Here is a 25,303-nt window from a genome sequence, read left to right on the forward strand (position 1 = left end):
ACGGCGAATGTTAGTCCCCTAGTAAGAGATCGAGCGGTCTGCAGGTACTGCAGCGCCCTCAACTCAAACAGAGCGCGACGCTTTGACCTGAAAGGGTTTTTCCGCATTCGGGCCGCGGCGCGATGAGTTCTTCTGGTTGCGTAAAGCGGCAAAGTCGATCTGCGGCCGCGTGTCTCGTTGAAAGGTGTTGGAAAGGAAATATGGTTACCAACATGTGGCCGACTGTGGCCGCATGGGGGCGCTTGCGTATCGGGGCGTCTAAACATTGCTCGGACGCGCGTTGGGGGCGTCCACCAGCAAGGATGGACGAATGGCGATCTCGAGTCTTTCCGCCGCGCAGATCTCGGCCCTTTCGGTCACCGCGATCCAGGGTCTGACGACCACGGACATACAGTCCCTCAACGGCACACAGATCGCCGCGATCAGCGCGACCGGCATCGGCGCGCTCGCCGACACCCAGGTCGCCGCTCTTTCGACCACCCAGGTCAAGGCGCTGACGGCCACCCAGATCCCGAAGTTTGCAACTTCGGTGGTCTTCGACGTCACCCAACTGACGCAGCTTTCCACCCAGCAGGTTTCCGCGCTGACCTCCACCCAGCTGGCGGCGCTCGACACCTCCCACATCGCTGTTCTGAGCGCGACGCAGCTCGGCGCGCTGTCGGCGACCAACTTCTCAGGCCTGGACGCCACCCAGGTCGGCGAGCTCAATGAGACCCAGGTCAAAGGGCTGACGGCCAGCCAGATCAAGGGCCTGACCACCACAGATATCGCCGAGCTTGCTGGAACCCAGGTTGCGGCGCTTTCGGCCGACCGCGTCGCCGCGCTCAGCGTCACCAACCTGTCGGCGCTCGACGCGACGCAGGTCGGCGCGCTCAGCACCAGCCAGGTCGCGGCGCTGTCGACGACCCAGCTCAAGGGGCTCACCACCACCGATATCGGCGAGCTGGCGACGACCCAGGTGGCCGCGCTGTCCGCGGCGCAAGTCGGCGCGCTGTCGGCGACGAACTTCTCGGCGCTCAGCGCCACGCAGGTGGGCGCGCTGTCCGTGACTCAGGTCAAGGGCGTCACGATCGACCAGATCAAGGGGCTGACGACCACTGACATCGGCGAGTTGGCCGACACCCAGGTGGGCGCGCTCAGCACGGCGCAGATCGGCGCGCTGGCGACCACCCAGACTCAGCAGCTCTCAACGACGCAGCTGGCCGTCCTGGCCTCGACCCAGGTCGCCGCGCTGAGCGCTACGAATTTCTCGGCGCTGAACGCCACGCAGGTTGGGTCTCTCACCGAGACGCAGGTCAAAGGGCTGACGGTCGCGCAATTGGCCGCACTGACGACGACCGATGTCGGTGAGCTCGCGGATACGCAGATCGCGGCGCTGTCAGCGACCCAGCTGGGTGCGATTTCCGCGACCGCCTTCTCGGCGCTGGACGCCACGCAGGTTGCCGCGCTGTCGACCACCCAGGTCAAGGGTCTGACAACGACGCAGCTCAAAGGGCTGACGACGACGGATATCGGCGAGCTGGCCGACACTCAGATCGGCGCTCTCGCCACCAGCCAGTTGGCGGGCGTGACCGCCACCAACATCTCGGCACTGGACGCCACCCAGGCGGCCGCGTTGTCGGTGACCCAGATCAAGGGGCTGACGGCTGACCAGTTGAAGGGTCTGTCGACCACCGATGTGGGCGAACTCGCCGATACGCAGGTGGCGGCGCTCTCCGCGGACCAACTGAAGAATCTCTCGGCGACGAACGTTTCGGCGCTGAGCCAGACGCAAGTGTCGGCCCTGACCAACACGCAGGTCGCGGGCCTCACCACGACCCAGCTTAAGGGCCTGTCGGTCACCGACATCGAAGAGTTGTCCGCCACTCAGGTCGGCGCTCTGACGACGGCGCAGATCGGCGCTCTGGCCTCGACGCAGGTTCAAGAGCTGTCGACGACGCAGATTGGCGGACTGTCGTCCGCACAGGTCGGCGCGCTGACCCCGACGAACCTGAGCTTGCTTGACGCCACCCAGCTTGGCGCGCTGACCAGCACTCAGATCAAGGGGCTGACGAACGCCCAGATGTCGGGCCTGACGACCACGAACGTCAGCAACCTGGCCGACACCCAGGTCGCGGCGTTGTCGTCGACCCAGCTTGGCGCTCTGACGGCGACGGGCTTCTCGACCCTGAACAGTACGCAGGTCACCGCGCTGAGCGAGACCCAGGTCAAGGGCCTTACCGCCACCCAGCTTAAGGGCCTGACCACCACCGATATCGGGGAATTGGCGACTACTCAGCTGGCGTCGCTGTCGACCGCGCAACTGGGGGCCCTGACGGCTACGAACCTGTCGGCGCTGGATGCGACGCAGACGGCCGCGCTGACCACCACGCAAATCAAGGGTCTTACGGCCGATCAGCTCAAGGGGCTGACGACGACGGATATAGGCGAGCTCGCTGACACGCAGATCGCCGCCTTGACCGCCGATCAGATCAAGAACCTGTCGGCCACCAATGTCTCGGCGCTCAGCCAGACGCAGGTTGCAGCGCTGAACGCCACGCAGATCAAGGGTCTGACGACGACCCAACTGCAGGGGCTGACCACGACGGATATCGGTGAGCTGGCCGACACCCAGATCGCCGCCCTGGCCACCGCGCAGATCACGGCGCTTAGCCTGACCAACGTGAAGAGCCTGTCGACCACCCAGGTCGGCGCGCTGAGCGCGGCCCAGCTGGGTTCGCTGTCGGCGACGAACTTCTCGGCGCTGGACGCCACCCAGGTGGGCGTGCTGACCGAGACCCAGGTCAAGGGGCTGAGCACAGCTCAACTGGGCGGCCTGACCACGACCGACATCGGCGAACTGGCGACGACTCAGCTGGCGGCCCTGGCTTCGACCCAGATCGCCGCGCTGTCGGCGACGAACTTCTCGGCCCTCGACGCCACCCAGACCGCCGCCCTCACCACGACCCAGGTCAAGGGCCTGACCGCCACGCAACTGAAGGGCCTTTCCACCACGGACGTTGGTGATCTGGCCGACACGCAAGTCGCCGCCCTCAGCGCCACCCAGCTTGGCGCGCTGACCGCGACCGGCTTCTCGGCCTTGAACGCAACCCAGGTCGCGGCCCTGTCGACGACCCAGGTGAAGGGGCTCACCGCAGACCAGATCAAGGGCCTGACGACCACCGACATCGGCGAACTGGCCGACACCCAGATCGCCGCGCTTTCGGCCGATCAGATCAAAAATCTGTCGGCGACGAACGTCTCGGCCCTGAGCCAGACCCAGATCTCGGCGCTGAGCAGCACCCAAGTCCAGGCGCTTTCGACGACCCAGCTCAAGGGTCTGACAACGACTGACATTGACGAGCTTTCGGCCACACAGGTCGGCGCGTTGTCGGCGGCGCAGATCACGGCCCTGGCCTCGACCCAGGTGCAGGAGCTGTCCACCACCCAGATCGGTGGCCTGTCCTCGACCCAGATCGGCGCGATCACGCCCACAAACTTCAGCCTGCTGGACGCCACCCAGTTCGGCGCTCTGACCTCGACGCAGCTCAAGGGTCTGACGAACAGCCAACTCGGCGCGCTCAACACCACGAACGTGGCCAATCTGGCCGACACTCAGGTGGCGGCGCTTTCGGCCAGCCAACTGGGCGCGCTGAACGCGACCAATTTCTCGGCGCTGAACGGCACGCAGGTGGCCGCGCTCACCGAGACGCAGATCAAGGGCGTGACGGCGACGCAGCTCAAGGGGCTGACGACGACCGACGTCGCCGAACTGTCGAGCACTCAGGTGGCCGCGCTTTCGGCGGCGCAGATCGGCGCTCTGTCAACGACGAACGTCTCGGCGCTGGACGCCACGCAGGTGGGCGCCCTGAACGTCACCCAGATCAAGGGGTTCACGGCGGACCAGATCAAGGGCCTGACGACGACCGACGTCGCCGAACTGGCCAACACCCAGATCGCCGCCTTGACGGCCGATCAGATCAAGAACCTGTCGGCCACCAACCTGTCCGCACTGGACGCGACCCAGACGGCCGCTCTGACCGTCACCCAGCTGAAGGGCTTGACGAACACCCAGTTGGCCGGCTTGACGACCACCGACATCAGCGACCTGGCCGATACGCAGATCGCCGCGCTGTCGTCGGCGCAGATCACGGCGCTGAACGTCGAGGACCTGACGACCACCCAGATCTCGGGCCTCAGCTCCACGGTGATCGGCGCCATCGGCCCGACCAAGTTCTCGGCCTGGGACGCCACTCAGGTCTCCGCCCTGAACGCGACGCAACTCAAGGGCCTCACCACCAGCCAACTGACCGCGCTGACGACGACGGACATCGGTGAACTGGCCGACACCCAGGTGGCGGCCCTGACTGCGACCCAGCTGGGCGCGCTGTCGGCCACAGGCTTCTCGGCGCTGGACGCCACGCAGGTGGCGGCGCTGTCCAGCACCCAGATCAAGGGCCTCACCGCGACCCAGCTCAAGGGCCTGACCACCACAGATATCGGCCAGTTGGCCGACACTCAGGTGGCCGCCCTGACGGCGACCCAGCTTGGGGCCCTGACGGCGACCGGCTTCTCGGCGCTGGACGCGACGCAACTGGCCGCCTTGAGCGCGACACAGATCAAGGGGCTGAGCGCCGATCAACTCAAGGGGCTGACGACCACTGACATCGGTGAGTTCTCGACCACCCAGATCCAGGCGCTGACGACCGATCAGCTGAAGAACCTTTCGGCGACCAACATATCGGCCCTGGCCGATACGCAGATTGCGGTTCTGTCCAACACCCAGATCCAGGCGCTGTCAGCGACCCAGCTGAAGGGCCTCTCGGTGACGGACATCGAAGAGCTCTCGGCAACGCAGATCGGCGCGCTTTCGGCGGCGCAGATCGGCGCCCTGGCCACGACCCAGGTTCAGGAGCTGTCGACCACCCAGATCGGCGGTCTGGCGGCCACTCAGGTCGCGGCGATCTCGACGACCAATCTGAACCAGCTTGACGCCACGCAGCTCGGCGCGCTGAGCACGACCCAGATCAAGGGGCTGACGGCGGATCAACTGAAGAACCTGTCGACGACGAGCGTGGGCGCGCTGGCCGACACCCAGGTTGGCGCCCTGTCCGCCACGCAGCTTGGGTCGCTGACCGCGACGGGCTTCTCAACTCTCGACGCCACCCAGGTAGGCGCGCTGAGCGAGACGCAGGTCAAGGGGCTGACAGCGACGCAGCTGAAGGGGCTAACCACCACAGACATCGGTGAGCTGGCGACGACCCAGCTCAGCGCACTCAGCGCGTCGCAGATCGGGGCCCTGACCACGACCGGGTTCTCGGCGCTCGACGCCACCCAGGTGGGGGCGCTTAGCACCACCCAGATCAAGGGCCTGACGGCCGATCAGCTTAAGAACCTGACCACCACGGATATCGGCGAACTGGCCGACACCCAGGTGGCGGCCCTGACGGCTGACCAGATCAAGAACCTGTCGACCACCAACATCTCCGCGCTTTCGGCCACTCAGTCGGCGGCCCTGACGGCGACGCAGATCAAGGGGCTGACCAACACCCAGATCCAGGGCCTGAGCACGACGGATGTGGGCGACCTCGCCGACACCCAGGTCGCGGCGCTGCAGACTTCGCAACTTGCAGCTCTCGCGACGACCCAGGCTCAGACCCTGTCGACCACCCAGCTGGGCGCACTGAGCGCCACGCAGGTCGGCGCGCTGACCACCCAGGCCTTCTCAGCCTTGGACGCGACGCAGGTCGGCGCTCTGACGACGACGCAGGTGAAGGGGCTGACCAACAGCCAGCTGACCGCCCTGACGACCACGGATGTCGGCGAGCTTGCGGACACTCAGGTGGGCGCGTTGAGCGCGACGCAACTCGGCGCTTTGACGGCCACAGCCTTCTCGGCTCTGGACGCCACCCAGGTGGCGGCGCTGACGACGACGCAGATCAAGGGTCTCACCGCCACGCAGCTTAAGGGGCTGACGACCACCGACATCGGCGAGCTGGCCGACACCCAGGTGGGCGCCCTCAGCGCGACCCAGCTTGGCGCTCTGACGGACACGGGCTTCTCCGCTCTGAACTCGACCCAGGTCGCGGCGCTGTCCGCGACGCAGATCAAGGGCCTGACCGCGACCCAGGTGAAGGGCCTGAGCACCACCGATATCAGCGAGTTCTCGACCACCCAGATCACGGCCCTGACCGCCGATCAGCTGAAGAGCCTGTCGGCGACCAACATCTCGGCCTTGGCCGACACCCAGGTCGCGGCGCTCAGCAACACCCAGATCCAGGCGCTGTCGACGACGCAGCTCAAGGGTCTATCGGTGACGGACATCGAGGAGCTGTCGGCCACCCAGGTCGGCGCTCTGTCGGCCGCCCAGGTCGCGGCGCTGGCCTCGACCCAGATCCAGGAGCTGTCGACCACCCAGATCGGTGGCCTCTCGGCGACGCAGATCGGCGCGATCTCGGCGACCAACTTCAGCCTGCTGGACGCCACTCAGGTCGGCGCGCTCACGACGACCCAGGTCAAGGGGCTGACCGTTGGCCAACTGGCTGGCCTGACCACCACCAACGTTGCGGATCTGGCCGACACGCAGGTGGGGGCGTTGAGCTCGACCCAACTCGGCGCACTGACAGCCACCGGCTTCTCGACCCTGAACGGCACCCAAGTCGCGGCTCTGAGCACGACGCAGCTCAAGGGCATGACGGCGACGCAGTTGAAGGGCCTGACCACGACCGATATCGGCGAGCTGGCCGATACCCAGGTCGCGGCCCTGTCCGCCGCGCAGATCGCGGCGCTGTCGTCGACCAATGTTTCCGCGCTGGACGCTACTCAGGTCGCCGCCTTGACCACGACGCAGATCAAGGGCCTGACCGTTGATCAGCTCAAGGGTCTGACGACCACCGATATTGGTGAGCTGGCCGACACCCAGATCGCGGCCTTGGTCCCCAGCCAATTGCTGGCGCTGTCCACGACCAACCTTTCAGCCTTGGACGCCACCCAGATGGCGGCTTTGACCGTGACGCAGGTCAAGGGCCTCAGCGTCGACCAGGTGAAGGGTCTCTCGACGACGGATATCGGCGAGCTGTCCGGAACCCAGGTTGGCGCGTTGACCAATTCGCATATCGGCGCCTTGGCCACGACCCAGGCGCAGCAGCTCAGCACCACACAGCTCGCCGCCCTGACCAGCTCGCAGTTGGGCGCCCTGACGGTCACGGCGTTCTCGACGCTGGACGCCACCCAGGTCGGCGCGCTGACGAGTACGCAAGTTAAGGGTCTCGGTACGACCCAGTTGGCGGCTCTGACCACGACGGACATCGGTCAGTTCGCCGACACCCAGATCGCCGCGCTCAGCACGGTGCAACTCGGGGCTCTGTCGGCGACCAACCTCTCCGCGCTGGACGCCACGCAGACCGCCGCGCTCTCGACGACCCAGGTCAAGGGTCTCACCGCCACGCAGCTCAAGGGTCTCAGCTCGACGGACGTGGCGGACTTCGACGCCACTCAGATCGGCGCGCTGACCTCGACGCAACTTGGCGCTCTGACAACCACGGTGATCGACAGCTTGACCACCACCCAGATCGGGCAGCTGCAGACGACTCAGCTGACCGGCCTGACGACGACGCAGCTGGACTACCTCTCGACCACCAATATCGAAGCGATGACCAGCACTCAGGCCAACGCCCTGACCGCCACTCAGGTGCAAAGCCTGAGCGACGCCCAGGTCGTTTCGTACCTGACCGTCACCTGATCCTGATATCCGCCGCCAGCGTCTCCTAGCGCTGGCGGCGGATCGTCGCTCGGCCGATGGTCGAGTTTAAGCCCCCATGCCATGATCGCGTTCGGCCGACTCGCGCGCTGCGTTTCCTTGCGCCTGGCCGCCGCCGCCCTTCGGTTTCAGGAAGACAATGGCCAACGTCGACACTTTGGACATGCTCACCAAACTGACCGCAGACGGATGCGCGCTGGGCGATGTCATCACGCTTGCGACCGAGCTGAGTACGCAAGGCCAGCCCGCCATCGCGGATCAGGCCTACAAAATCTGGATCAAGTTCAACGCTGAGCATCCTCAACTCTGCGTCGCCCTGTTCAATCGATCCGTCCTTCAGGCGTCGCTCGGGGACAGCGCCGGCGCGGCGGCTTCGCTTGAGCGCGCCATCGCTATCAACCCGGACTTCATGCCCGCCTATGTGAACCTTGGGGGACTGCAAGAGCGGGCGGGCCTCAATGAACTGGCGATCGCGACGTGGGAGACCGGCGCCAATAGGCCGATCATCCTCAATGGCGTCGGCTCAGGCTACGCCTTCACCTGCCTCAAGCAGATCGCGCGCCTGCTCGGCGAGATGCATCAACCCGCCCGGGCCGAGCTCGCCCTGCAACGGGCTGCGGATATCGATCCGCACGCCATGGACGTCATCGGCCAACTGGTCGCCAACCGTCTGGCGCAATGCAAATGGCCCGCCGTCCAGCCGACCGAGCGCTTGAGCCGCGCGACCCTGCTGACCGGCGTCAACCCGCTATCGGTCGCCGCCTATTCAGACGACCCTCTCTTGCAGCTCGGGGCCGCCAACCGCTTCATCGAGCGCGAAGCCAAGACCTCCGCCGAGCAGATCCGAAACGACCGTCGCGATGCGCCTATCGACCTGACGGGGCGTCGTCCCAGGATCGGCTATATCTCGTCCGACCTGCGAGACCACGCCGTAGGCTACCTGATGGCCGAGCTTTTCGAGGTCCATGACAAGTCGAAGGTCGAGGTGTTCGCCTACTACTGCGGACCCGAGTCGAGCGACGGCCTCAACACCCGCATCCGGGCGGCGGCGGAGCATTTCATCGACATCCGGCCGATGAGCGACGACGAGGCCGCCCAGCGCATCGTCGACGACGGCATCGATATCCTGGTCGATGTGAATGGCCATACCCGCGACGCCCGCACGGCTGTCTTTGCGCGGCGGCCCGCGCCGATCCTGGTCAACTGGCTGGGCTATCCCGGCACGATGGGCAGCGACTATCACCACTACATCATCGGCGATCCGTGGATCATTCCGCCGGAGATGGAGCTGTACTACTCCGAGGCCGTTCGCCGGATTCCCTGTTACCAGCCCAATGATCGTCGGCGCATCGTGGCCAGTGAGGCCCCCACGCGCGCAGAGGCGGGCCTGCCCGAAGACAGCTTCGTCTTCTGCTGCTTCAACGGCACGCAGAAGATCACCCCCCACGTCTTCGACCGCTGGATGGAGATCCTCAAGCGTACGCCCGGCAGCGTGCTTTGGCTGCTGGACAGCAATCCGGAGACCAACGCCCGCCTGCGCGACGCCGCAGAGGTCAGAGGCGTTGATCGTACGCGACTGGTCTTCGCTCCGAAGATGCCGAACGCCCTCCACCTGGCGCGCTACCCGCTCGCCGACCTGTTCCTGGACACCACGCCCTACGGGGCCCACACGACGGCGTCCGACGCCCTCTGGATGGCCGTACCCGTGCTGACCTGGTCCGGCCGCTCTTTCGCTTCACGGGTCTGCGGCAGCCTGGTGCGCAGCGCCGGCCTGCCTGAGCTGGTCGTAGACAGCGCGGGGGCCTATGTCGAAAAGGCCGTCGAGATCGGCTCTGACCGCGCTCACGCTCAGGCCTTGCGCGCGACGCTGGAGGCCAATCGTGACACCTGCGTCCTGTTCGACATGGACCTTTTGGCTGACAAGCTGGAGACGCTTTACGGCGAGATGATCGCCGAGCATCAGGCCGGCCTTAGGCCGAGGCCCAACCTCGCCAATCTGGCGACCTATCTGGAGGTGGGGCTCTCGCTGGACCGTGATGACCGCGAGGCGCAGAACGAGCCGGACCTCGACGGCGTCTATCGCCGCGAGTTGGCGCGACGCCACGCCGTCAAGGCCATGGCCCCCGACGGGCGCCTGTGGGAAGGCGAGGGCCGGTGAACCGCGAGCAGCTGCAGGCCCTGAAGCTGGACGGCTATGCGCCGCGTACGATGCTCGACATCGGCGCTCACATCGGCAGCTTCACCCGCGGCTTCCTGCAGGTGTTTCCCGACTGCGCGCCGACGCTGGTCGAGCCCAATCCGTTCTGCGAGCCCGATCTTGCGGCCATGCCTTTCGAACGGCACATGGTCGCCGCCTCGAACGAGAACGGCGAGGCCGAACTGTTCCTGACCAAGGAATGGCTACAGTCGACCGGAACCTCGCTGTATCGCGAGAACACGGACTTCTTTCGTGACGACGTCATGATCCGGCGCGTGGTGCCCAAGGCGCGGCTGGACGACCTGCTGGCGGGGCGTCGCTTCGACTTCGTCAAGATCGACACCCAGGGCGCAGAGCTGGATGTGCTGCGCGGCGGCGAGGCCGTGTTGCGCCAGGCCGACTACATTCTGCTTGAGATCTCGGTGGTCAACTTCAACGAGGGCGCGCCGCCGGCCGAGCTGGTGTTCGATCAGCTAGGGGCGATGGGCTTCGTGCCGGCCGACGTCACCGATTTCCACCGTTTAAGGGGCGTGCGCGACGGCGGCCTCCTGCAGCTGGACTTCCTGTTCAAGCGCCGGGCGGCGCGGTCCTCGCAGTTTGGTCAGCTGACGGGCCTCAATGCGCTGGGCGAGCTCGTCGCTCATCTGCGCGCGCGCAAGGCGCAGGATCCGGCCTTCCGGGTGCTGCTGATCGGCGGCGGCCCACCCGGATGGCCCGAGGATCTGCGTGACGCCACGCTCGGCGGAGCGGCGGGCGCGTATGCCGGCGATCTCTCCGATCCGGACACGTACCGCGCCCTGTTGGCCCAGGTGGCGCGGGAAGGGCGCTTTGACTACGCCGTCGCGCCGCATGTGCTCCAGACGCTGGCCCGTCCGTCGGTCCTGCTGGAGCGTCTGCCCCTGATCGCCGAAGCCGGCTGGATCACGACGCCGTCGCGCTATCTGGAAGTCCTGAAGATCGAGGGCGCGCATCGCGGTTTCGCCCACCATCGGTGGGGCGTGGACAATAACCAGGGCGTTCTTGTCCTGGCGCCCAAGACGCCGCTGGTCGAGCGCATGACCTTTCCGGGCGAAGCGCAGTGGCGGCAAGCGACCGAACGCTTCGAGCTGCAGGTCGGCTGGCGGGGTGGGCTGCGCTACGAGATCCTGGCGGAGCAGGGCGTCCTGCCGGGTCAGGAAGCGGCGAGGGCCCTGCTTGGGCGTTTCTTCGAGGGCGTCAGCGCTGAGGACGCGCCGGTTCTCCCCGAGGCGGAGGCCCCGCTCGATGTCGCTGCAGAGCTGGCCAGGGCGGTGGCCGCCGCGCGCGATGCGACCTCCGGTCTGCACCCCCTGGGGCGCATGAAATACTATCATGACGCCGTCAGCCTGATCCTGTGCGAGCCGCTCACCGCCGACCGTCTGGCTCTGTTCGAAACGCTGCTCGACGAGGCGGCGGCGTTGCAGGTGGAGCCGCCCACGCCTGAGTGGCGCGACTGGGTGATCCACTACCAGGTGGTGATGGAAGCCTTGAGCGGCGCCAAGCTGGACGCGCCAACGCCCGAAGCGGTCGACGATGGCCCGCAACTCTTTTTGACCGGCGATGGCCGCACGCTCGACGCCGAAGAGCTGAAGGCGCACGCCGATGCCCTGGGCGCCCAGGTCGTGTTCTTCGCCGCCGCCGACGCGCGCTATGTCGAACTCTACGGCCGCTGGCTGGCCTTGTCGGTCATCAAGCACAGCGATGTGCCGTTCATGGTGATGATCCACGTGATCGGTGGGGCCGAACGCCTTGCGGACGCCGCCGCGACGGTCGGCGTGAACGATCCGCGCCTAGTCTTCACCGGCGACGCCTTCGACGCCTCGGCCGTCACCACCCGGTGCTATGAAGCGCCGCCCAAGGGGCTGATCGAGATCCCGGTCGCGCACTATCAGTCGGTGCGTTTCCAGCGCCTGGGCGGGTTGCTGGATTTGCTGCAAAGGCCCGTCTTCGTCTCCGACATCGACCTCTTGCTACAGCGGGGCGTCGGGGACCTTCTGGACCAGTGGCGCGACGCCGACTTCGTCATCAACGAAAACGAGCGCAACACCCAGGCGGGCTCGCGGATCACGGCCAACCTGCTCCTGGCGCGCCCGACGGCGACGACGGCGATCATGCTGCGCTGGCTGCGGGCCTATCTGGATGATCGACTGTCGCGGGAGACTGTCACCCGCTGGATCGACCAGATCGCCCTGAACCTGGCGCGCCATCACCTGGCGCTGCAGGTTCCGGACGCCAAGATCGGCGCCTTCGACACTCTGAGCGACATCAACAACGTGATGTTCAGCGAGTACGTGCCCGGCCATCCATTCCGGTTTCTGTCGCTGTATCACGGCTTCGATACGTCGACGCTGGAGGAGTAGGGCGCTCAGAACCCGACGTGGGCCCGCATCAGGGTGGCGTCGCCGCACCGGGCCCACAGGTCCGCGCCGTCGTCTGTCAGGCGCCCCTCCGCCGTGACCGTCTCGCCAGCGAAGGCGGGTTTGAGCGCACGGAACGAGAAACGGCGGATCGCTTGGCGGGGCATGGCGTCCAGCAGCAGAAGGGCGATTAGCGGACCATGCACGACAAGGTCTGGATAGCCCTCGACCTGCGTCGCATAGCCCAGGTCGTAGTGGATGCGGTGGCTGTTCGAGGTCGCAGCGGAAAAGGCGAACAGCAGGACCGGGTCGGTTGCGGTGTCCCGGCTCCAGTCGGCTGTCGCGGGAGGCTCGCTGTCAGCCACGCGCGGCGCCGGTGGCGCGCTCGTATAGACGATGGTCTGTCGCTCCCGGACGCGGATCTCGCCAGCCTGTGAGACCACGCGATCGACGGTGACGAAGGTGAGGGGGGCGCTGGCGCCGGGCTTCTCTTCAATATTGGCGACCGTCTCAACCAGCTCCGTCTCCTGGTCCGCCAACAGCGCGCCGGAGAAGGTCATGTCGGCCGAGGCGAACATCCGGCGCGGCGCTTCGATCGGCGGCAGGAACAGGCCGCGACGCGGGTGGCCGTCAGGGCCGAGATTGGCGCGCGATACGGGCTGCGCCAGGCAGGCCCAGTGCCAGGCCGGCGGAACCACGGCGGGCGGCGGGCGATCCAGCAGCGCGGCCAGCCTGGCGAGGTCGGAGGCCTCCAGCACGGCGGTCCTCTTGCGGGTCCGCCCGATCCAGCCCGCGTGCGGCGACATCAGTACGAGCGCGGCAGGCCGAGCACATGCTCGGCGACATAGGCCAGGATCAGGTTCGTCGAGATCGGGGCCACCTGATAGAGGCGCGTCTCACGGAACTTGCGCTCGATGTCGTACTCCTCGGCGAAGCCGAAACCGCCGTGCGTCTGCAGGCACATGTCGGCCGCCGCCCACGAGGCCTCGGAAGCCAGCATCTTGCCGATATTGGCCTGCTCGCCGCAGGGCTGGCCCGCGTCGTAGCGGGCCGCCGCGTCATAGATGGTCAGGCGCGCGGCGTGGGTCTGGGCGTAGGCGCGGGCGATCGGGAACTGCACGCCCTGGTTCTGGCCGATCGGACGTCCGAAGACGACGCGGCTATTGGCGTAGTCCCGCGCCTTGCCGATCAGCCAGGCGGCGTCGCCCAGGCATTCGGCTCCGATCAGGATCCGCTCGGCGTTCATGCCGTCGAGGATATAGCGGAAGCCCTTGCCTTCCTCGCCGATCAGGCTGTCGGCGGGGATCACCAGATTGTCGAAGAACACCTCGGTCGTGGCGTGGTTCAGCATGGTGGCGATCGGCTTGATCGTCAGGCCCTTGCCGAGCGCGGCGCGCATATCGACCAGGAACACCGACAGGCCGTCAGCCTTGCGGGCGACCTGGTCCTTGGGCGTGGTGCGGGCAAGCAGCACCATCAGGTCGGAGTGCTCGGCCCGGCTGGTCCAGACCTTCTGGCCGTTGATCACATAGGTCTCGCCCTCGCGGCGGGCAAAGGTCGAGATCGAGGTGGTGTCGGTGCCGGCCGTCGGCTCGGTGACGCCGAAGGCCTGCAGCCGGATCGAACCGTCGGCGATGCGCGGTAGCCAGGTTTCCTTCTGCGCCGTCGAGCCATGCCGCAGGACGGTGCCCATCGTGTACATCTGGGCGTGCAGGGCTGCGGCGTTGCCGCCGCTGGCGTGGACCTCTTCCAGGATCGCCGCCGCCGCCGTCAGACCAAGCCCGCCGCCGCCATATTCCTCCGGGATCAGAACGCCCAGAAGTCCGGCCTTGGTCATCGCCTCGACGAAGGCGGTGGGATAGGCCTTCTCGCGATCCAGGCCGCGCCAATAGGGCGGGGGGAAGTCGCGACACAGGGCCCGCACCGTGTTGCGCAGGGCCTCGATCAGTTCCGGGTCGGCGAGCGACATCAGACGCGCTCGAAGGCCAGGGCCGCACCCTGTCCGACGCCGATGCAGAGGGTGGCCAGACCCCGTTTGCCGCCGCTCGCTTCCAGTTGGCGGAGACCGGTGAGGACGAGTCGCGCGCCGGACGCGCCCAGCGGATGGCCCAGCGCGATGGCGCCGCCGTTGGCGTTCACATGGGCGCCGTCGTCAGGCAGGCCCAGCTGGCGCAGCACGGCCAGTCCCTGGGCGGCGAAGGCTTCGTTCAGCTCGATGGCGTCGAAGTCGCCAATGGAGAGACCCGTCTTGGCCAAGAGCTTGCGGACGGCCGGAACAGGTCCGATCCCCATGACGCGCGGCTCGACCCCGGCAGTGGCGTAGCCGGTGATCCGGGCGCGGGGCGTCAGGCCATGGCGCTTCACCGCGTCTTCGGAGGCGATGATCAGGGCGACCGCGCCGTCATTGACGCCCGAGGCGTTGCCCGCCGTGACCGTGCCGCCCTCGCGCACGATCGGTTTCAGCTTGGCCAGGGCCTCCAGCGTGGTCTCGCGGGGGTGTTCGTCGCGGTCGACGATGGTCGGGCCCGCCTTGCCGGGGATCTCGACCGGCGTGATCTCGCCGGCCAGGAAGCCGTTAGCCTGGGCGGCGGCCGCCCGCGCCTGGCTGCGCAGGGCGAAAGCGTCCTGGTCCTGGCGATTGACGCCGTAGTCGTCGGCGACGTTCTCGGCCGTCTCGGGCATGGAGTCGACGCCGTACAGCTTGCGCATGGCGGGGTTGATGAACCTCCAGCCGATCGTGGTGTCGAAGATCTCGGCGTTGCGGGAAAAGGCGCTGTCGGCCTTGCCCATCACGAACGGCGCGCGGCTCATGCTCTCGACCCCGCCGGCGATAACGAGGTCATTGTGGCCCGAGGCGATGGCGCGGGCGGCGTGGCCCACGGCCTCCAGGCCCGAGGCGCAGAGGCGGTTCACTGTCACGCCGGGCACCGAAACCGGGTAGCCGGCCAGCAGCAGCGCCATGCGCGCGACGTTGCGGTTGTCCTCGCCTGCCTGATTGGCGCTGCCCATGACGATCTCGTCAATCGCGGCCAGGTCCAGGCTCGGATTGCGCGCCGCCAAGGCCTTCAGCGGGATCGCGGCCAGGTCGTCGGCGCGCACCTTGGAGAGCGAACCACCGTAGCGACCGATCGGGGTGCGGATCCCGTCACAGATATAGGCGGTCGTCATGCGAGCTCTCCCATCGTCGCGATCAAACACTTGTTAGATGGGCGAGGTCAGCGCCTCAACGGTTTTCGAAATCGGGGCGCGCAGCGCGGGCCGAAGTCAGGATCAATTCACCAAGCGGAGTCGCTTGGCCGCCTGCGCGGCCCTCGTTCGCCCCGCTGATTTCACAAGAGAATGGTGGGGCGCCAGAATTTGAGCTTGGGTCCGCTGGCTAAGGGTCGCTTCAGGAAGTGCGCCAAGGCTCTAGGAAGCCGGGAGGCCAGCGGGTTTTGGCAAGCCCGCTGGCCGGCTTGAGAGCGGACTAAAGCAGCTCATAGGCTGGGAGGGTCAGGAACTCCTCCAGGCGATCTGAAAGGACCATCTGGGTGAAGATGTGGGCGGCTTCTTCCAGCCGGTGCGAGCCAAAGTCGCGCCGCAGGTCCGCCATCTCCTGGGTGAACAGGCTGACGAACAGTTCTGAGGATAAGACCCGACCATCGTCGAGATCGGCGCCGAGGCGCACCCATTGCCACAGCTGGGTGCGGCAGATCTCGGCTGTCGCGGCGTCTTCCATCAGGTTGTAGAGCGGCACCGCGCCTCGCCCTTCCAGCCAAGCCTGGGTGTAGCGGACACCGACCCGGATGTTTTCGCGCACGCCGGCCTCGGTGCGGACGCCCTCGTGCAACTCCAGCATCTGGGGTTGGGTGATGTCCAGCGAGCCCAGCTTCTTGGTCAGTTGGTTGGGCGTCGGCATCAGGCGATCGAACACCTCCATGGCCACGGGCACCAGGTCGGGGTGGGCGACCCAGGTGCCGTCGTGGCCGGCGCCAGCTTCGCGCTCCTTGTCGGCCTTGACCTTGGCGAAGGCGGCCTGGTTGGCCGCGTCGTCGCCCTTGACCGGGATCTGCGCGGCCATGCCGCCCATGGCGAAGGCTCCGCGCCGATGGCAGGTCTGGATCAGCTTCAGCGAATAGGCGCCGAGGAAGGCCTTGCCCATCACCATCGCCGAGCGATCCGGTGTCAGGAACTCAGGGCGACGGCCCAGTCGCTTGATGAACGAGAAGATGTAGTCCCAGCGGCCGCAGTTCAGGCCCACGATGTGGTCCTTCAGCTCGAACAGGATCTCGTCCATCTCGAAGGCGGCGGGGATCGTCTCGATCAGCACGGTCGCCTTGATCGTTCCCACCGGCAGGCCCAGCATCTCCTGGGCGCGGACGAACACGTCATTCCATAGCCGCGCTTCCAGATGGCTCTCGAGCTTGGGCAGATAGAAGTAGGGCCCCGAACCCTGGGCGATCGCGGCCTTGGCGTTGTGGAAGGCGTAGAGGCCGAAATCGAACAGAGCGCCGGCCACGACCTGGCCGTCGACCTCGACATTGCGCTCGGGCAGATGCCACCCACGCGGGCGGATTTTCAGGACGGCCGGGGTCTTACCCATGGCGTAGGCCTTGCCGGACTTGGCATCGACGTGGGTCAGTTCGCCCGACCAGCGGTCCTTAAGATTGATCTGGCCTTCGACGACATTGGCCCAGGTCGGCGCGGTGGCGTCCTCGAAGTCGGCCATGAACACCTTGGCCCCGCAGTTCAAGGCGTTGATGATCATCTTGCGGTCGACCGGCCCGGTGATTTCGACGCGGCGATCGAGCAGGTCGTCGGGAATGGTTGCGACGGTCCAGTCGGCGCTCCGGATCGATGCGGTCTCGTCCAGGAAGTCGGGCAGTTCGCCAGCGTCAAAGCGCGCCTGGCGCGCCTGGCGGGCTTCCAGCAGCTGGCGGCGACGCGCGTCGAAAAGCCGGTGCAGGTCGGCGACGAACGCCAGGGCCTCGGGGGTGAGTACTTCCGCAGCTCGGCCTTCAACGGGACCGATGACCTGGATGTTGGCGGCGATGTCGAGCGGCATGGGAAGCTTTCCGTGGGGTGGGATCGGCTCCCCGGAAGTCCGGGGAGCCGTCATCGGGACTCTGGTCGGTTCTTGGTGTTCAAGCGCTCTTTTCGGCGCCCTTTTCACGAACGGTCGGGACGATCTGGTCGCCCCAGTTGCCCGCGCCGTCATGATGGCGCGAGGTGCGCACCAGCTCCACCGAATAGCCGGCGGCGATGGCGCGACGCACGGCGTCGTTCAGGCGGTGGGAGGCCTCGGCGAGCCGTTCGACGGCGCGCTTTTCCTCATCGGCGTCGGGCATGGTGGCGGGAGAGAATGCGGTCATGGCTCTGCTCCTGGGGTTAATGTGTCCGGCCTATTCGGCGGCGAACTGGTTCATGGTGTTGGCGTGGCCGCCGGCCTTGAGGGCGCGCTCGCCGGCGACCATCTCCTTGAAGGTGTCGCCGAGATCCGAGCCGACCTCGTGCTGGTGCTTGACGGCTGACACGCCGCGGCGGATTTCCTCGCGCTGCACCGTGTTGACATAGGCCTGCATGCGATCCTCGCCGAAGTAGCCGCGCGACAGCTCATCCACGCTCTTGGCGGTCAGGTGGAAGGTCGGCAGGGTGATCAGGTTGTGGAACACGCCGGCGCGGGCGGCGATGTCGACCTGGAAGCGGGCCAGACGCTCATCGGCCTCGCGGCCCAGGTCGCTCTTGTCGTACTCGGCGGACATCAGCGCATTGCCGTCCGGGTAGCTGTCCTTATGGATCTTGCCCTCGGCGATCCACTGGTCACGCACCTGCTTGCGCAGATTGAGCGTCCAGTTGAACGACGGCGAGTTGTTGTAGGTCAGCTTGGCGTTCGGCACGACCTTGCGGACCTCGGCCACCATCGAAGCGATCTCGTCGACATTGGGGGTGTCGGTCTCGATCCACAGCAGGTCGGCGCCGCCCTGGGTCAGGTTAGCGATGCAGTCCTCGATGACGCGCTGGCGGCCGGTGCCGTCCTGGAAGGCGAACAGGCCGTTGGGCATGCGCACGGGCTTGACGAAGGCGCCGTCCTTCATGATCGCCAGTTCGCCGTCCTTCAGCGGGTTCTCGGCCGTGATCGGCTCGGTCTTCAGCCACTTGATGTAGTCGGCGGCGAGATCGCCTTCGCCCTGGCTGACCGGGATCTTCTGGGTCAGGCCCGCGCCCAGGCTGTCGGTGCGGGCGACGATGACGCCGTCGTCCACGCCGAGCTCCTCGAAGGCCAGGCGGCAAGCGCGCAGCTTTTCGATGAAGTCCTCGCGCGGCACGGTGACCTTGCCGTCTTGGTGGCCGCACTGCTTGGCGTCGCTGACCTGGTTTTCGATCTGCAGGCAGCAGGCGCCGGCCTTGATCATCTCCTTGGCCAGCAAGTACGTGGCGTGCTCATTGCCAAAGCCCGCGTCGATGTCGGCGATGATCGGCACGACGTGGGTTTCGAAGTTGTCGATCGCCTTGATCGCCGCCTGCTCGGCGACCTGGTCGCCAGCCTTGCGCGCGGCGCGCAGGGTCTTGAAGAGGTCATTGATCGCCACTTCGTCGGCCTGGCGCAGCGAGACGTAGATTTCTTCGATCAGGTCGACGACCGAGGTCTTCTCGTGCATCGACTGGTCGGGCAGGTGGCCGAAGCGGTTGCGCAGGCCCGCGACCATCCAGCCCGACAGATAGACATAGGCGCCCTTGGTCGTGCCGCGCAGGCGCTTGACCGCCTTGATCATCTGCTGGGCGTGGAAGCCCGACCAGCAGCCCAGCGACTGGGTGAACTTGGAGCTGTCACGATCATACTCGGCCATGTCGGCGCGCATGACCGGGGCCATGGCGCGGGCGATATCCAGGTGCGTGTTGAAGGTGTTTTGCAGCTTCAGCTGGATGATGTCGTCGACATCGACGCCGCCCGGCGTCACGCCTTGCGGGTAGCGCGCCAGCAGGGCGTCGCGGTGTTCGGCATAGGTCTTGCGCTGCGTCATGGTCGTTCGATCCCACTACAGTGGCCGAGGCGGTGAAGCCTTGCGGGTCCAGGAAAACTCGTGATGGAGAGCTAGCGCTGCGGTGCGGGATCGGTCGAACCTATTGAAGGTAATTTGTCAAAGATCGACTTTGTAATTTCTGTAAAGTCGTGACAAATTGACGGAATGGCTACGCTCGACAAGAAACAGAACGACAAGAAGCTGTTCCTGGGGGGGCGGCTGAAGCGCTTGCGGCGCGACTTGGGCGTGACCCAGGCGCGCATGGCCGAGGAGCTGGGCGTCTCCGCCAGTTATCTGAATCTGCTCGAGCGCAACCAGCGACCGGTCACGGCGCAGATTCTGCTACGCTTGGCCGACGCCTACGATCTGGATTTACGCAGCCTCTCGGCGGATGACCCGGGCGGCGGCGCGGGGCTGGAAGAGGTGCTCGCCGACAAGATGTTCACCGATCTCGGAGTCTCGCGCCACGAGGCCGCCGAGGTGGCTGAGCTATCTCCCGGCCTAGCCGAGGCTATGACGCGGCTCTATCGCGCCTATCTCGATCGCGGCCGGCTGATCGACCTGGGCGCGTTCGAGCGTCCGGATGGGACGGGTCCGGCTTCCGACCAGTCATCGCCGACCGACTGGGTCCGCGACCTCGTCGGCGCCCAGCGCAACCACTTCGCCGAGCTGGAGGTCTTGGCTGAAAAGATCGTCGCCCAACTGAAGGCCGATCCGCAGGACCTTGCGCCGGCGGTGCGCGAGCGCCTGCAGAGCAAGTTCGGGGTCCATACGCGGATCATGCCGGTCGAGGTGATGACCGGCTCGCTGCGTCGCTACGACCATCACCGCAAGCGCCTGATGCTGTCGGAAACCCTGGCCCACGCCAGCCGCACCTTCGGGATGTGCTACCAGTTGGGTCTCATGGAGGGCGGCGAAGTGCTGTCCGACATGACCGACCGGTTCAAGGCTCCTGACCGCGCCACGCGCCAGCTGCTGAAGGTGTTCCTCGACAGCTACCTGGCCGCCGCGATCATGATGCCCTACGAGCCGTTTCTGGCGGCCATGGAAGCCAGCGGCTACGATATCGAGCGCGTTCGCCCCCGCTTCGGCATCAGTTACGAACAGGCTGCGCAGCGCCTCACCACGCTGGGCCGCGCGGGCTCGCGGGGAGTGCCATTCTTCATGATGCGGCTGGACGCGGCGGGCAACATTTCAAAGCGCTATGCGGCGGGGCCTTTTCCGTTCTCGCGCTTCGGCGGCGCCTGTCCGCGCTGGAATGTCCACGACAGCTTCAAGACGCCTGGCCGGATTGTGACCCAGGTCATCGAGACGCCAGATGGCGAGCGCTACTTCACGCTTTCGCGCACGGTGCGCCGAGTGTCGGGGCTGCAGGCCGGACTGGAGGATGAACTGGTCGTGGGGCTGGGCTGCGAACTGAAATATGCGAGCAAGCTGGTCCAGGCGCGGGGGCTCGACATCGCCAACCCCATCACGGTCGAGATCGGCCCTTCTTGTCGGATCTGCGAGCGTCCAGCCTGTCCGCAACGCGCGGCCGCGCCGATCAATCGCACCCTCTTGGTCGAAGAGAGCAGCAAGTCCCTATCGCCGTTCCCGTTCGTGCAGTAGCGCCCGCTGCGAGGCGAAAGTCCGCAGACGTCGGCGAGCGCGCGCGAAACTCTGGAGGAATGTCGAGGCCTCTGATCCATCCCGAGTGTCTAAACCGCCCGGCGTCTTCGCCCGATCGCAATTCGGACACCTGCAGGCGGTCGTTCGCGCGATCATTGGCTAGGGCGCGCGTGCAGAGCTCGACGAAAGACGACGACGCATCGACGGCAGCGAGTCTAGCAATTCAGGAGGTTTTCAGGGACGGCGCCCAAGTCGGCCTCAGCGGAAGGCCAGGTTCTCCAAGAGGAGAATGGTGGGTGTACAAGGATTCGAACCTTGGACCCGCTGATTAAGAGTCAGCTGCTCTACCAACTGAGCTATACACCCATTCGACGATCCGAAGCACTTGCGAGCCCCGGCGGCGAGGCGCGGAACATACGCAATGATTTTGGGAGCGCAAGCGCTTTTTTCATGGCCAGACGAGATATTAGCGGCGCTGTGGATTTCGCCTACCTGGAAGGGTTCGCGGCCGGGGATTTCGCGGTGGTCGACGAGGTGCTGGCGTTGTTCCGCGAACAGGCCGCGTTGTGGGCGCCGATGCTGGATCCGTCGCATCCGGGGTGGAAGGACGCCGTGCATACGGTGAAGGGCGCGGCCCGGGGCGTTGGGGCTTTCGCTCTGGGCGAGGTCTGTGAGCGCTGCGAAGCGGGCCAGGAGAGCCTTGAGGGGGTCAAGACGGCCTTGGATGTCGCGTTGCTGGATATCGCCGCCTACGTGCACGAACAGGCCCTGCGTTCGCTCAAGAGCTAGCCCAAGAAAAAGGGCCGAAGCTTGCGCTTCGGCCCGCAGGAGGGTGGAGAGGATTGGCGCGCTAGCGCATTTTCGAGCGAAGTGGTCCCGGTTCGCGTGAAGAAAAATGCGTCAAAACAAGAGACTAGAGCTCGCGACCTGACGCAGTCACGTCGTGAAACGCTCTAGAAGGTGGCGCGCAGGGTCACCTGATAGGTGCGCCCGTCATAGTCGATGAAGCGCGGCAGCATCGGGTCGTTCTCGTACTCTGCGCGCTGGGCGTTGGTCAGGTTGAAGGCGTCCACAGACACGGTCATGCGGTCGCTCAGCTTGTAGGAGGCCGAAGCGTCCAGCTGGCTGCGCGCCTTGACGGTCCGGGCGTCGCCGACAAACGAGTTGCCAGCGGCCAGGTCGTACTTGTCGCGCCAATTGTAGACGAGGCGCAGTCCGCCCCAACCGGCTTCATAGTAGCCAATGAGGTTGAGGTTGTTCTTCGACACGCTCGGCAGGGTGATCTTCTTGCCCGCCGTGTCGACGCCATCGATCTTCGTGTACGAGTAGTTGAACGCGCCCCCGAAGTTTTTCCAGAAGCCGGGCAGGAAATCGAGGTTCTGCTGGATGTTGAACTCCAGGCCCGTCACCGTCATCGGTGACTGGTTGGTCCGGCCGCTGACGCGCACCTCGGCGTTTTTCAGGACGCCGCCCGAACCCACGAAGCGGTTAGAGCTGACGCACTTGGGGGAGCCGGCCGAGGTGTCGATGGTCAGCGTGCCGAGATCAACATCGATGCCGTCGATCTTGCCGCTGGCCGGGCAGAGCACCGAAGGGTCGGTGATCGGGCCGATATAGCCCTTGATCTCCTTACGGTACGCCGCCAGCGAGATCATCCCGCCGGGACGGTTGTACCACTCCAGCGACGCGTCGAACGAGTCGGCGGTGTAGGGCTTGATGTCCGTGGCGCCCAGCGTGACGGTGTACACAGGGTCGGTCGGCGGGTTCACGTCCACGGGGACCTGGACGAAGGTCGTCGGGACGTTGTCGCGCGGCTGGGGACGCACATACGTGCGATAGGCGGCGGCGCGGAACACCAGATCGTCCCGGAGGTCAGCCATGAAGATGGCCGACGGCAGCCAGTAATCGTACTCGTTCTTCCGCACCGAGGTGCTGAGCGAGTGGTTGATCGGACCGGCCTGGTTCGACAGGGCGGTGGTGCAGTTCTTACAGTTCAGTGCGACGATCTTCTGCTCAGTGCGCTCGTAGCGCGTGCCGACCGTGCCGCGGAACGGGATGCTGAGCAGCTCGCCCTTGAACTTCGCGGCCGCATACGCCGAGTAGACGTCGTTCTGGTTGCTGAAGTTGTTGTTCCAGTAATTGCCGTCCGTGTAGTTGTTCACGAACCCGTAGGGCGTGAGAAACACGCCCGGCGCGCCCAGCTGGAATTGATCGGGAAGGCCGTTGGGGTTCAGCGCCGTGCGAAGGTTGGTGTTCAGCGGCGTGATCGCCTTCAGCACCCGCTGGATGTCCACCGTCATCCAGTTGCTGGTCGCACCGGGCGCCTTGCCGCCGAAGAAGTCGTTCGCATAGGAGAACTGGAACGCCATGTCCGGCGTGATGTTCTGTGTCTGAGCGCCCAGAGCGGTGTTGCGCGAGCCGCTGGAGGTGAACTTGGCGTGCTCGGCGCGGCCGCCGAACTGCAGCACGGTGAAGAACCCGTCCAGGGTGCGTTCGAAATCGACCTGGAAGGCGTCGAGTTCGTTCTCGGCCTTGCCGTTCGTGCCGGTGACGCCAAAGCGGTCGGCGGCGGTCGTGGCGCTCTGGCCTGGCATCGGCGCGCCGGCCTGGGTGGTGGCCGTCGCGGTCGCCGGAATCGTGAAGCCGCCGCTGGGCAGGTGGGTCGCCTTGGGCGTCGTCAGGTTCGCCGAGTAGTTCGACAGGTCTGAGCCGCCAAGGTTCACCAGAGCAACAATGCCGTTCAGCCCTGCGGGCCCAAGATTGCGATACGGATTCTGGACGACGTCGAACTCGATCTGGTTGGCGTAGGCCTTGGCGCGCGAAACGGTCAGGGTGGCGGTCGCCTTCCAGTCGTCGTTCTTGAACTCCAGGCTTGGATTGATGGCCCAGGTCGAGTTCTCCGCCGGCTCGGAGCGGACGGAATCGAACGTGTTGATGTTCTCGGCCTTGAACGTGTTGATGTAGGCGCGGTCACCATTCGGCGTCTTGACGATAAACGGCGTGCCGATGTCGCTGATCTTGGCGACAGCCGAAGTCGCGGTCAGGCCCGTGTTGGTGCCGTTGCCGGCGCCCGCGTCGATATAGAGCAGGTGATTGGTGGCCTCATCCAGCTTGCGCTTGGTGATGAAGGCGTTGGTCCCGAACTTCCACGAGTCATTGATCCGGTACTCAAAGCCCGTCGAAGCCGACAGGGTCGAGCCGCGGTTATACTTGACCAGCTGGCGGGTCTGGCTGGGATAGTAAACGCCGCCGGGGTTCTGAGCGATCAGCGCGTCATAGACCGGGTTCGAGCCGGCGGCGGCCTGGTTGCCGACCTGGATTGCGCCCAGACGGTTGCCCCAGGAGTTCACCGTGATCGAATCCCGACGGAACTTCTCATCCTTCCAGGCCACGACGCCGAACACCGCGAAGTCATCCGTCAGGTGCTTGTTGTAGCCTAGCGACGCGAGCGGGCTGCCGAGGCTTCCGAGGTCATTGTACTCATAGGACAGCTTGGCGAAGCCACCGTCCTTGCGGGCCAGCGCAGGGTTGATCCGCAGGTCGACGTTGCCGGACAGACCGCCTGCCAGGTTCGATGCCGAGGGCGTCTTGATGACGTTGATCGCCGTGAAGATGTCCGAGTTAAAGGCCCCCAGCGGGGTCGAGCCGTTCAGGATCGGATCGGCGAAAGCGCCGCCATTCAGCGTGGTGCGGGCAAAGCTGCCGGGCAGGCCGCGCAGGCTGATCGTGGCGTTGCGGCTGCCGGCTTCGCGGTTGATCTGGACGCCGGGGATGCGCTGGATGGCCTCGCCGACATTGAGGTCGGGGAAGCGGCCCAGGCCGTCGGACGAGATGCCGTCCGAGATTTCCAGCGTCTCGCGTTTGGTCGCGATCGCGTTGGCGTAGGCTTGCCGGAAGCCGGTCACGACGACGGCCTCTACGGTCTCAGTGTCCGCCTTCTGAGCGTCGGTGGTCTGGGCTTGCGCGCCACCACCGACCGTTAGGGCGGCGCAGGACGCCAGCAGAGCGGCGCGCAGTGTGAAGGTGTTACGTGCATGGATCATGAGAATGCCTCCCCCGGCGCACTGACTGGCGCCCTGGGACGACTTATCCGACCAGTTCGCGCCGTTGTCAATAATTGGTAATGCCAATTTATCGATCAGGTCGCCGACTTGGTCAGGCCAGGCCTTTCGCACGGTAAAGCGGCTAGTTTTGCCTCTCCGAACGGCCTGAGAGCGCCTTTCGCGGCTTGTCCTGTTCGGCTCGATCGATTTCGGTAACATCGCTACCGGCCTAAAGGCCCGCCTAGCCCGCATTTGTGCGACCAATGGTCTGACCAGATAGCGAGGTGTGACTTGACCGCACGCACGCGGGCTCCGGCAGGCCCGCGGATAAAGGAAGCGTA

At 65.9% G+C, this 25,303-nt stretch carries 12 protein-coding genes and 1 tRNA gene; 5 read left to right on the forward strand and 8 right to left on the reverse strand.

Annotated elements, in window-relative coordinates:
* Positions 1-280 precede the first annotated feature (280 nt).
* The 3 genes from J2X45_RS00560 (at position 281) to J2X45_RS00570 (ending at position 12,313) form a co-directional block, all read left to right on the forward strand.
* The gene (locus tag J2X45_RS00560; RefSeq protein WP_310209825.1) at positions 281-7,720 is read left to right on the forward strand and encodes an ice nucleation protein; all 7,440 of its coding nucleotides are present in this window, start codon (positions 281-283) and stop codon (positions 7,718-7,720) included.
* 157 nt (positions 7,721-7,877) lie between these two features.
* Complete coding sequence (locus J2X45_RS00565; protein ID WP_310209828.1) at positions 7,878-9,896, forward strand: N-acetylglucosamine transferase; 2,019 nt, start codon at positions 7,878-7,880, stop codon at positions 9,894-9,896.
* Positions 9,875-12,313, forward strand: coding sequence for an FkbM family methyltransferase (locus J2X45_RS00570; protein WP_310209831.1), 2,439 nt, complete (start codon positions 9,875-9,877; stop codon positions 12,311-12,313). The genes J2X45_RS00565 and J2X45_RS00570 overlap by 22 nt, the downstream gene beginning before the upstream one ends.
* A 5-nt stretch (positions 12,314-12,318) precedes the next feature.
* On the opposite strand, the gene J2X45_RS00575 is transcribed toward J2X45_RS00570, so the two are convergent.
* The 6 genes from J2X45_RS00575 to J2X45_RS00600 form a co-directional block, all read right to left on the reverse strand.
* Complete coding sequence (locus J2X45_RS00575) at positions 12,319-13,116, reverse strand: hypothetical protein (RefSeq protein ID WP_310209835.1); 798 nt, start codon at positions 13,114-13,116, stop codon at positions 12,319-12,321.
* Positions 13,116-14,279: an acyl-CoA dehydrogenase family protein gene (locus tag J2X45_RS00580; RefSeq protein WP_310209839.1), complete on the reverse strand. Its 1,164-nt coding sequence runs from the start codon at positions 14,277-14,279 to the stop codon at positions 13,116-13,118. The genes J2X45_RS00575 and J2X45_RS00580 overlap by 1 nt, the downstream gene beginning before the upstream one ends.
* Complete coding sequence (gene pcaF, locus J2X45_RS00585) at positions 14,279-15,478, reverse strand: 3-oxoadipyl-CoA thiolase (RefSeq protein ID WP_310209842.1); 1,200 nt, start codon at positions 15,476-15,478, stop codon at positions 14,279-14,281. Before pcaF ends, J2X45_RS00580 begins: the two co-directional genes overlap by 1 nt.
* Before the next feature lie 298 nt (positions 15,479-15,776).
* Entirely contained in the window at positions 15,777-17,354 is a 1,578-nt protein-coding gene (gene aceB, locus J2X45_RS00590) for a malate synthase A (protein ID WP_310209845.1), read from the reverse strand.
* A gap of 79 nt (positions 17,355-17,433) precedes the next feature.
* Entirely contained in the window at positions 17,434-17,661 is a 228-nt protein-coding gene (locus J2X45_RS00595; protein ID WP_268066585.1) for a hypothetical protein, read from the reverse strand.
* A gap of 30 nt (positions 17,662-17,691) precedes the next feature.
* A complete protein-coding gene (locus J2X45_RS00600) occupies positions 17,692-19,311 on the reverse strand; it encodes an isocitrate lyase (protein ID WP_310209851.1) in 1,620 nt (539 codons plus the stop codon).
* Positions 19,312-19,476: 165 nt separating this feature from the next.
* Here J2X45_RS00600 and J2X45_RS00605 point away from each other — a divergent pair, with 165 nt between their 5' ends.
* Positions 19,477-20,919, forward strand: a complete 1,443-nt coding sequence (locus J2X45_RS00605) for an XRE family transcriptional regulator (protein WP_310209853.1) — start codon at positions 19,477-19,479, stop codon at positions 20,917-20,919.
* A 290-nt stretch (positions 20,920-21,209) separates the two neighbouring features.
* On the opposite strand, the gene J2X45_RS00610 is transcribed toward J2X45_RS00605, so the two are convergent.
* A tRNA-Lys gene (locus J2X45_RS00610) sits at positions 21,210-21,285 on the reverse strand.
* Between the two features lie 84 nt (positions 21,286-21,369).
* On the opposite strand from J2X45_RS00610, the gene J2X45_RS00615 reads away from it, so the two are divergent.
* Positions 21,370-21,708: an Hpt domain-containing protein gene (locus J2X45_RS00615; RefSeq protein WP_310209856.1), complete on the forward strand. Its 339-nt coding sequence runs from the start codon at positions 21,370-21,372 to the stop codon at positions 21,706-21,708.
* Positions 21,709-21,872: 164 nt separating this feature from the next.
* Here the strand turns inward: J2X45_RS00615 and J2X45_RS00620 are convergent, their stop codons facing one another.
* The gene (locus J2X45_RS00620) at positions 21,873-24,962 is read right to left on the reverse strand and encodes a TonB-dependent receptor (RefSeq protein ID WP_310209860.1); all 3,090 of its coding nucleotides are present in this window, start codon (positions 24,960-24,962) and stop codon (positions 21,873-21,875) included.
* Between the last annotated feature and the right edge of the window lie 341 nt (positions 24,963-25,303).

This window comes from Caulobacter sp. BE264, assembly GCF_031457805.1.
Classification (GTDB): domain Bacteria; phylum Pseudomonadota; class Alphaproteobacteria; order Caulobacterales; family Caulobacteraceae; genus Caulobacter.

What these genes read in the sequence shown, in the direction of transcription:
- J2X45_RS00565 (WP_310209828.1), top strand. Translation starts at nt 7,878, where the DNA reads ATGGCCAACGTCGACACTTTGGACATGCTCACCAAACTGACCGCAGAC.
- J2X45_RS00575 (WP_310209835.1), bottom strand. Translation starts at nt 13,116, where the DNA reads ATGTCGCCGCACGCGGGCTGGATCGGGCGGACCCGCAAGAGGACCGCC.
- J2X45_RS00580 (WP_310209839.1), bottom strand. Translation starts at nt 14,279, where the DNA reads ATGTCGCTCGCCGACCCGGAACTGATCGAGGCCCTGCGCAACACGGTG.
- pcaF (WP_310209842.1), bottom strand. Translation starts at nt 15,478, where the DNA reads ATGACGACCGCCTATATCTGTGACGGGATCCGCACCCCGATCGGTCGC.
- aceB (WP_310209845.1), bottom strand. Translation starts at nt 17,354, where the DNA reads ATGCCGCTCGACATCGCCGCCAACATCCAGGTCATCGGTCCCGTTGAA.
- J2X45_RS00595 (WP_268066585.1), bottom strand. Translation starts at nt 17,661, where the DNA reads ATGACCGCATTCTCTCCCGCCACCATGCCCGACGCCGATGAGGAAAAG.
- J2X45_RS00600 (WP_310209851.1), bottom strand. Translation starts at nt 19,311, where the DNA reads ATGACGCAGCGCAAGACCTATGCCGAACACCGCGACGCCCTGCTGGCG.
- J2X45_RS00605 (WP_310209853.1), top strand. Translation starts at nt 19,477, where the DNA reads ATGGCTACGCTCGACAAGAAACAGAACGACAAGAAGCTGTTCCTGGGG.
- J2X45_RS00615 (WP_310209856.1), top strand. Translation starts at nt 21,370, where the DNA reads ATGGCCAGACGAGATATTAGCGGCGCTGTGGATTTCGCCTACCTGGAA.
- J2X45_RS00620 (WP_310209860.1), bottom strand. Translation starts at nt 24,962, where the DNA reads ATGATCCATGCACGTAACACCTTCACACTGCGCGCCGCTCTGCTGGCG.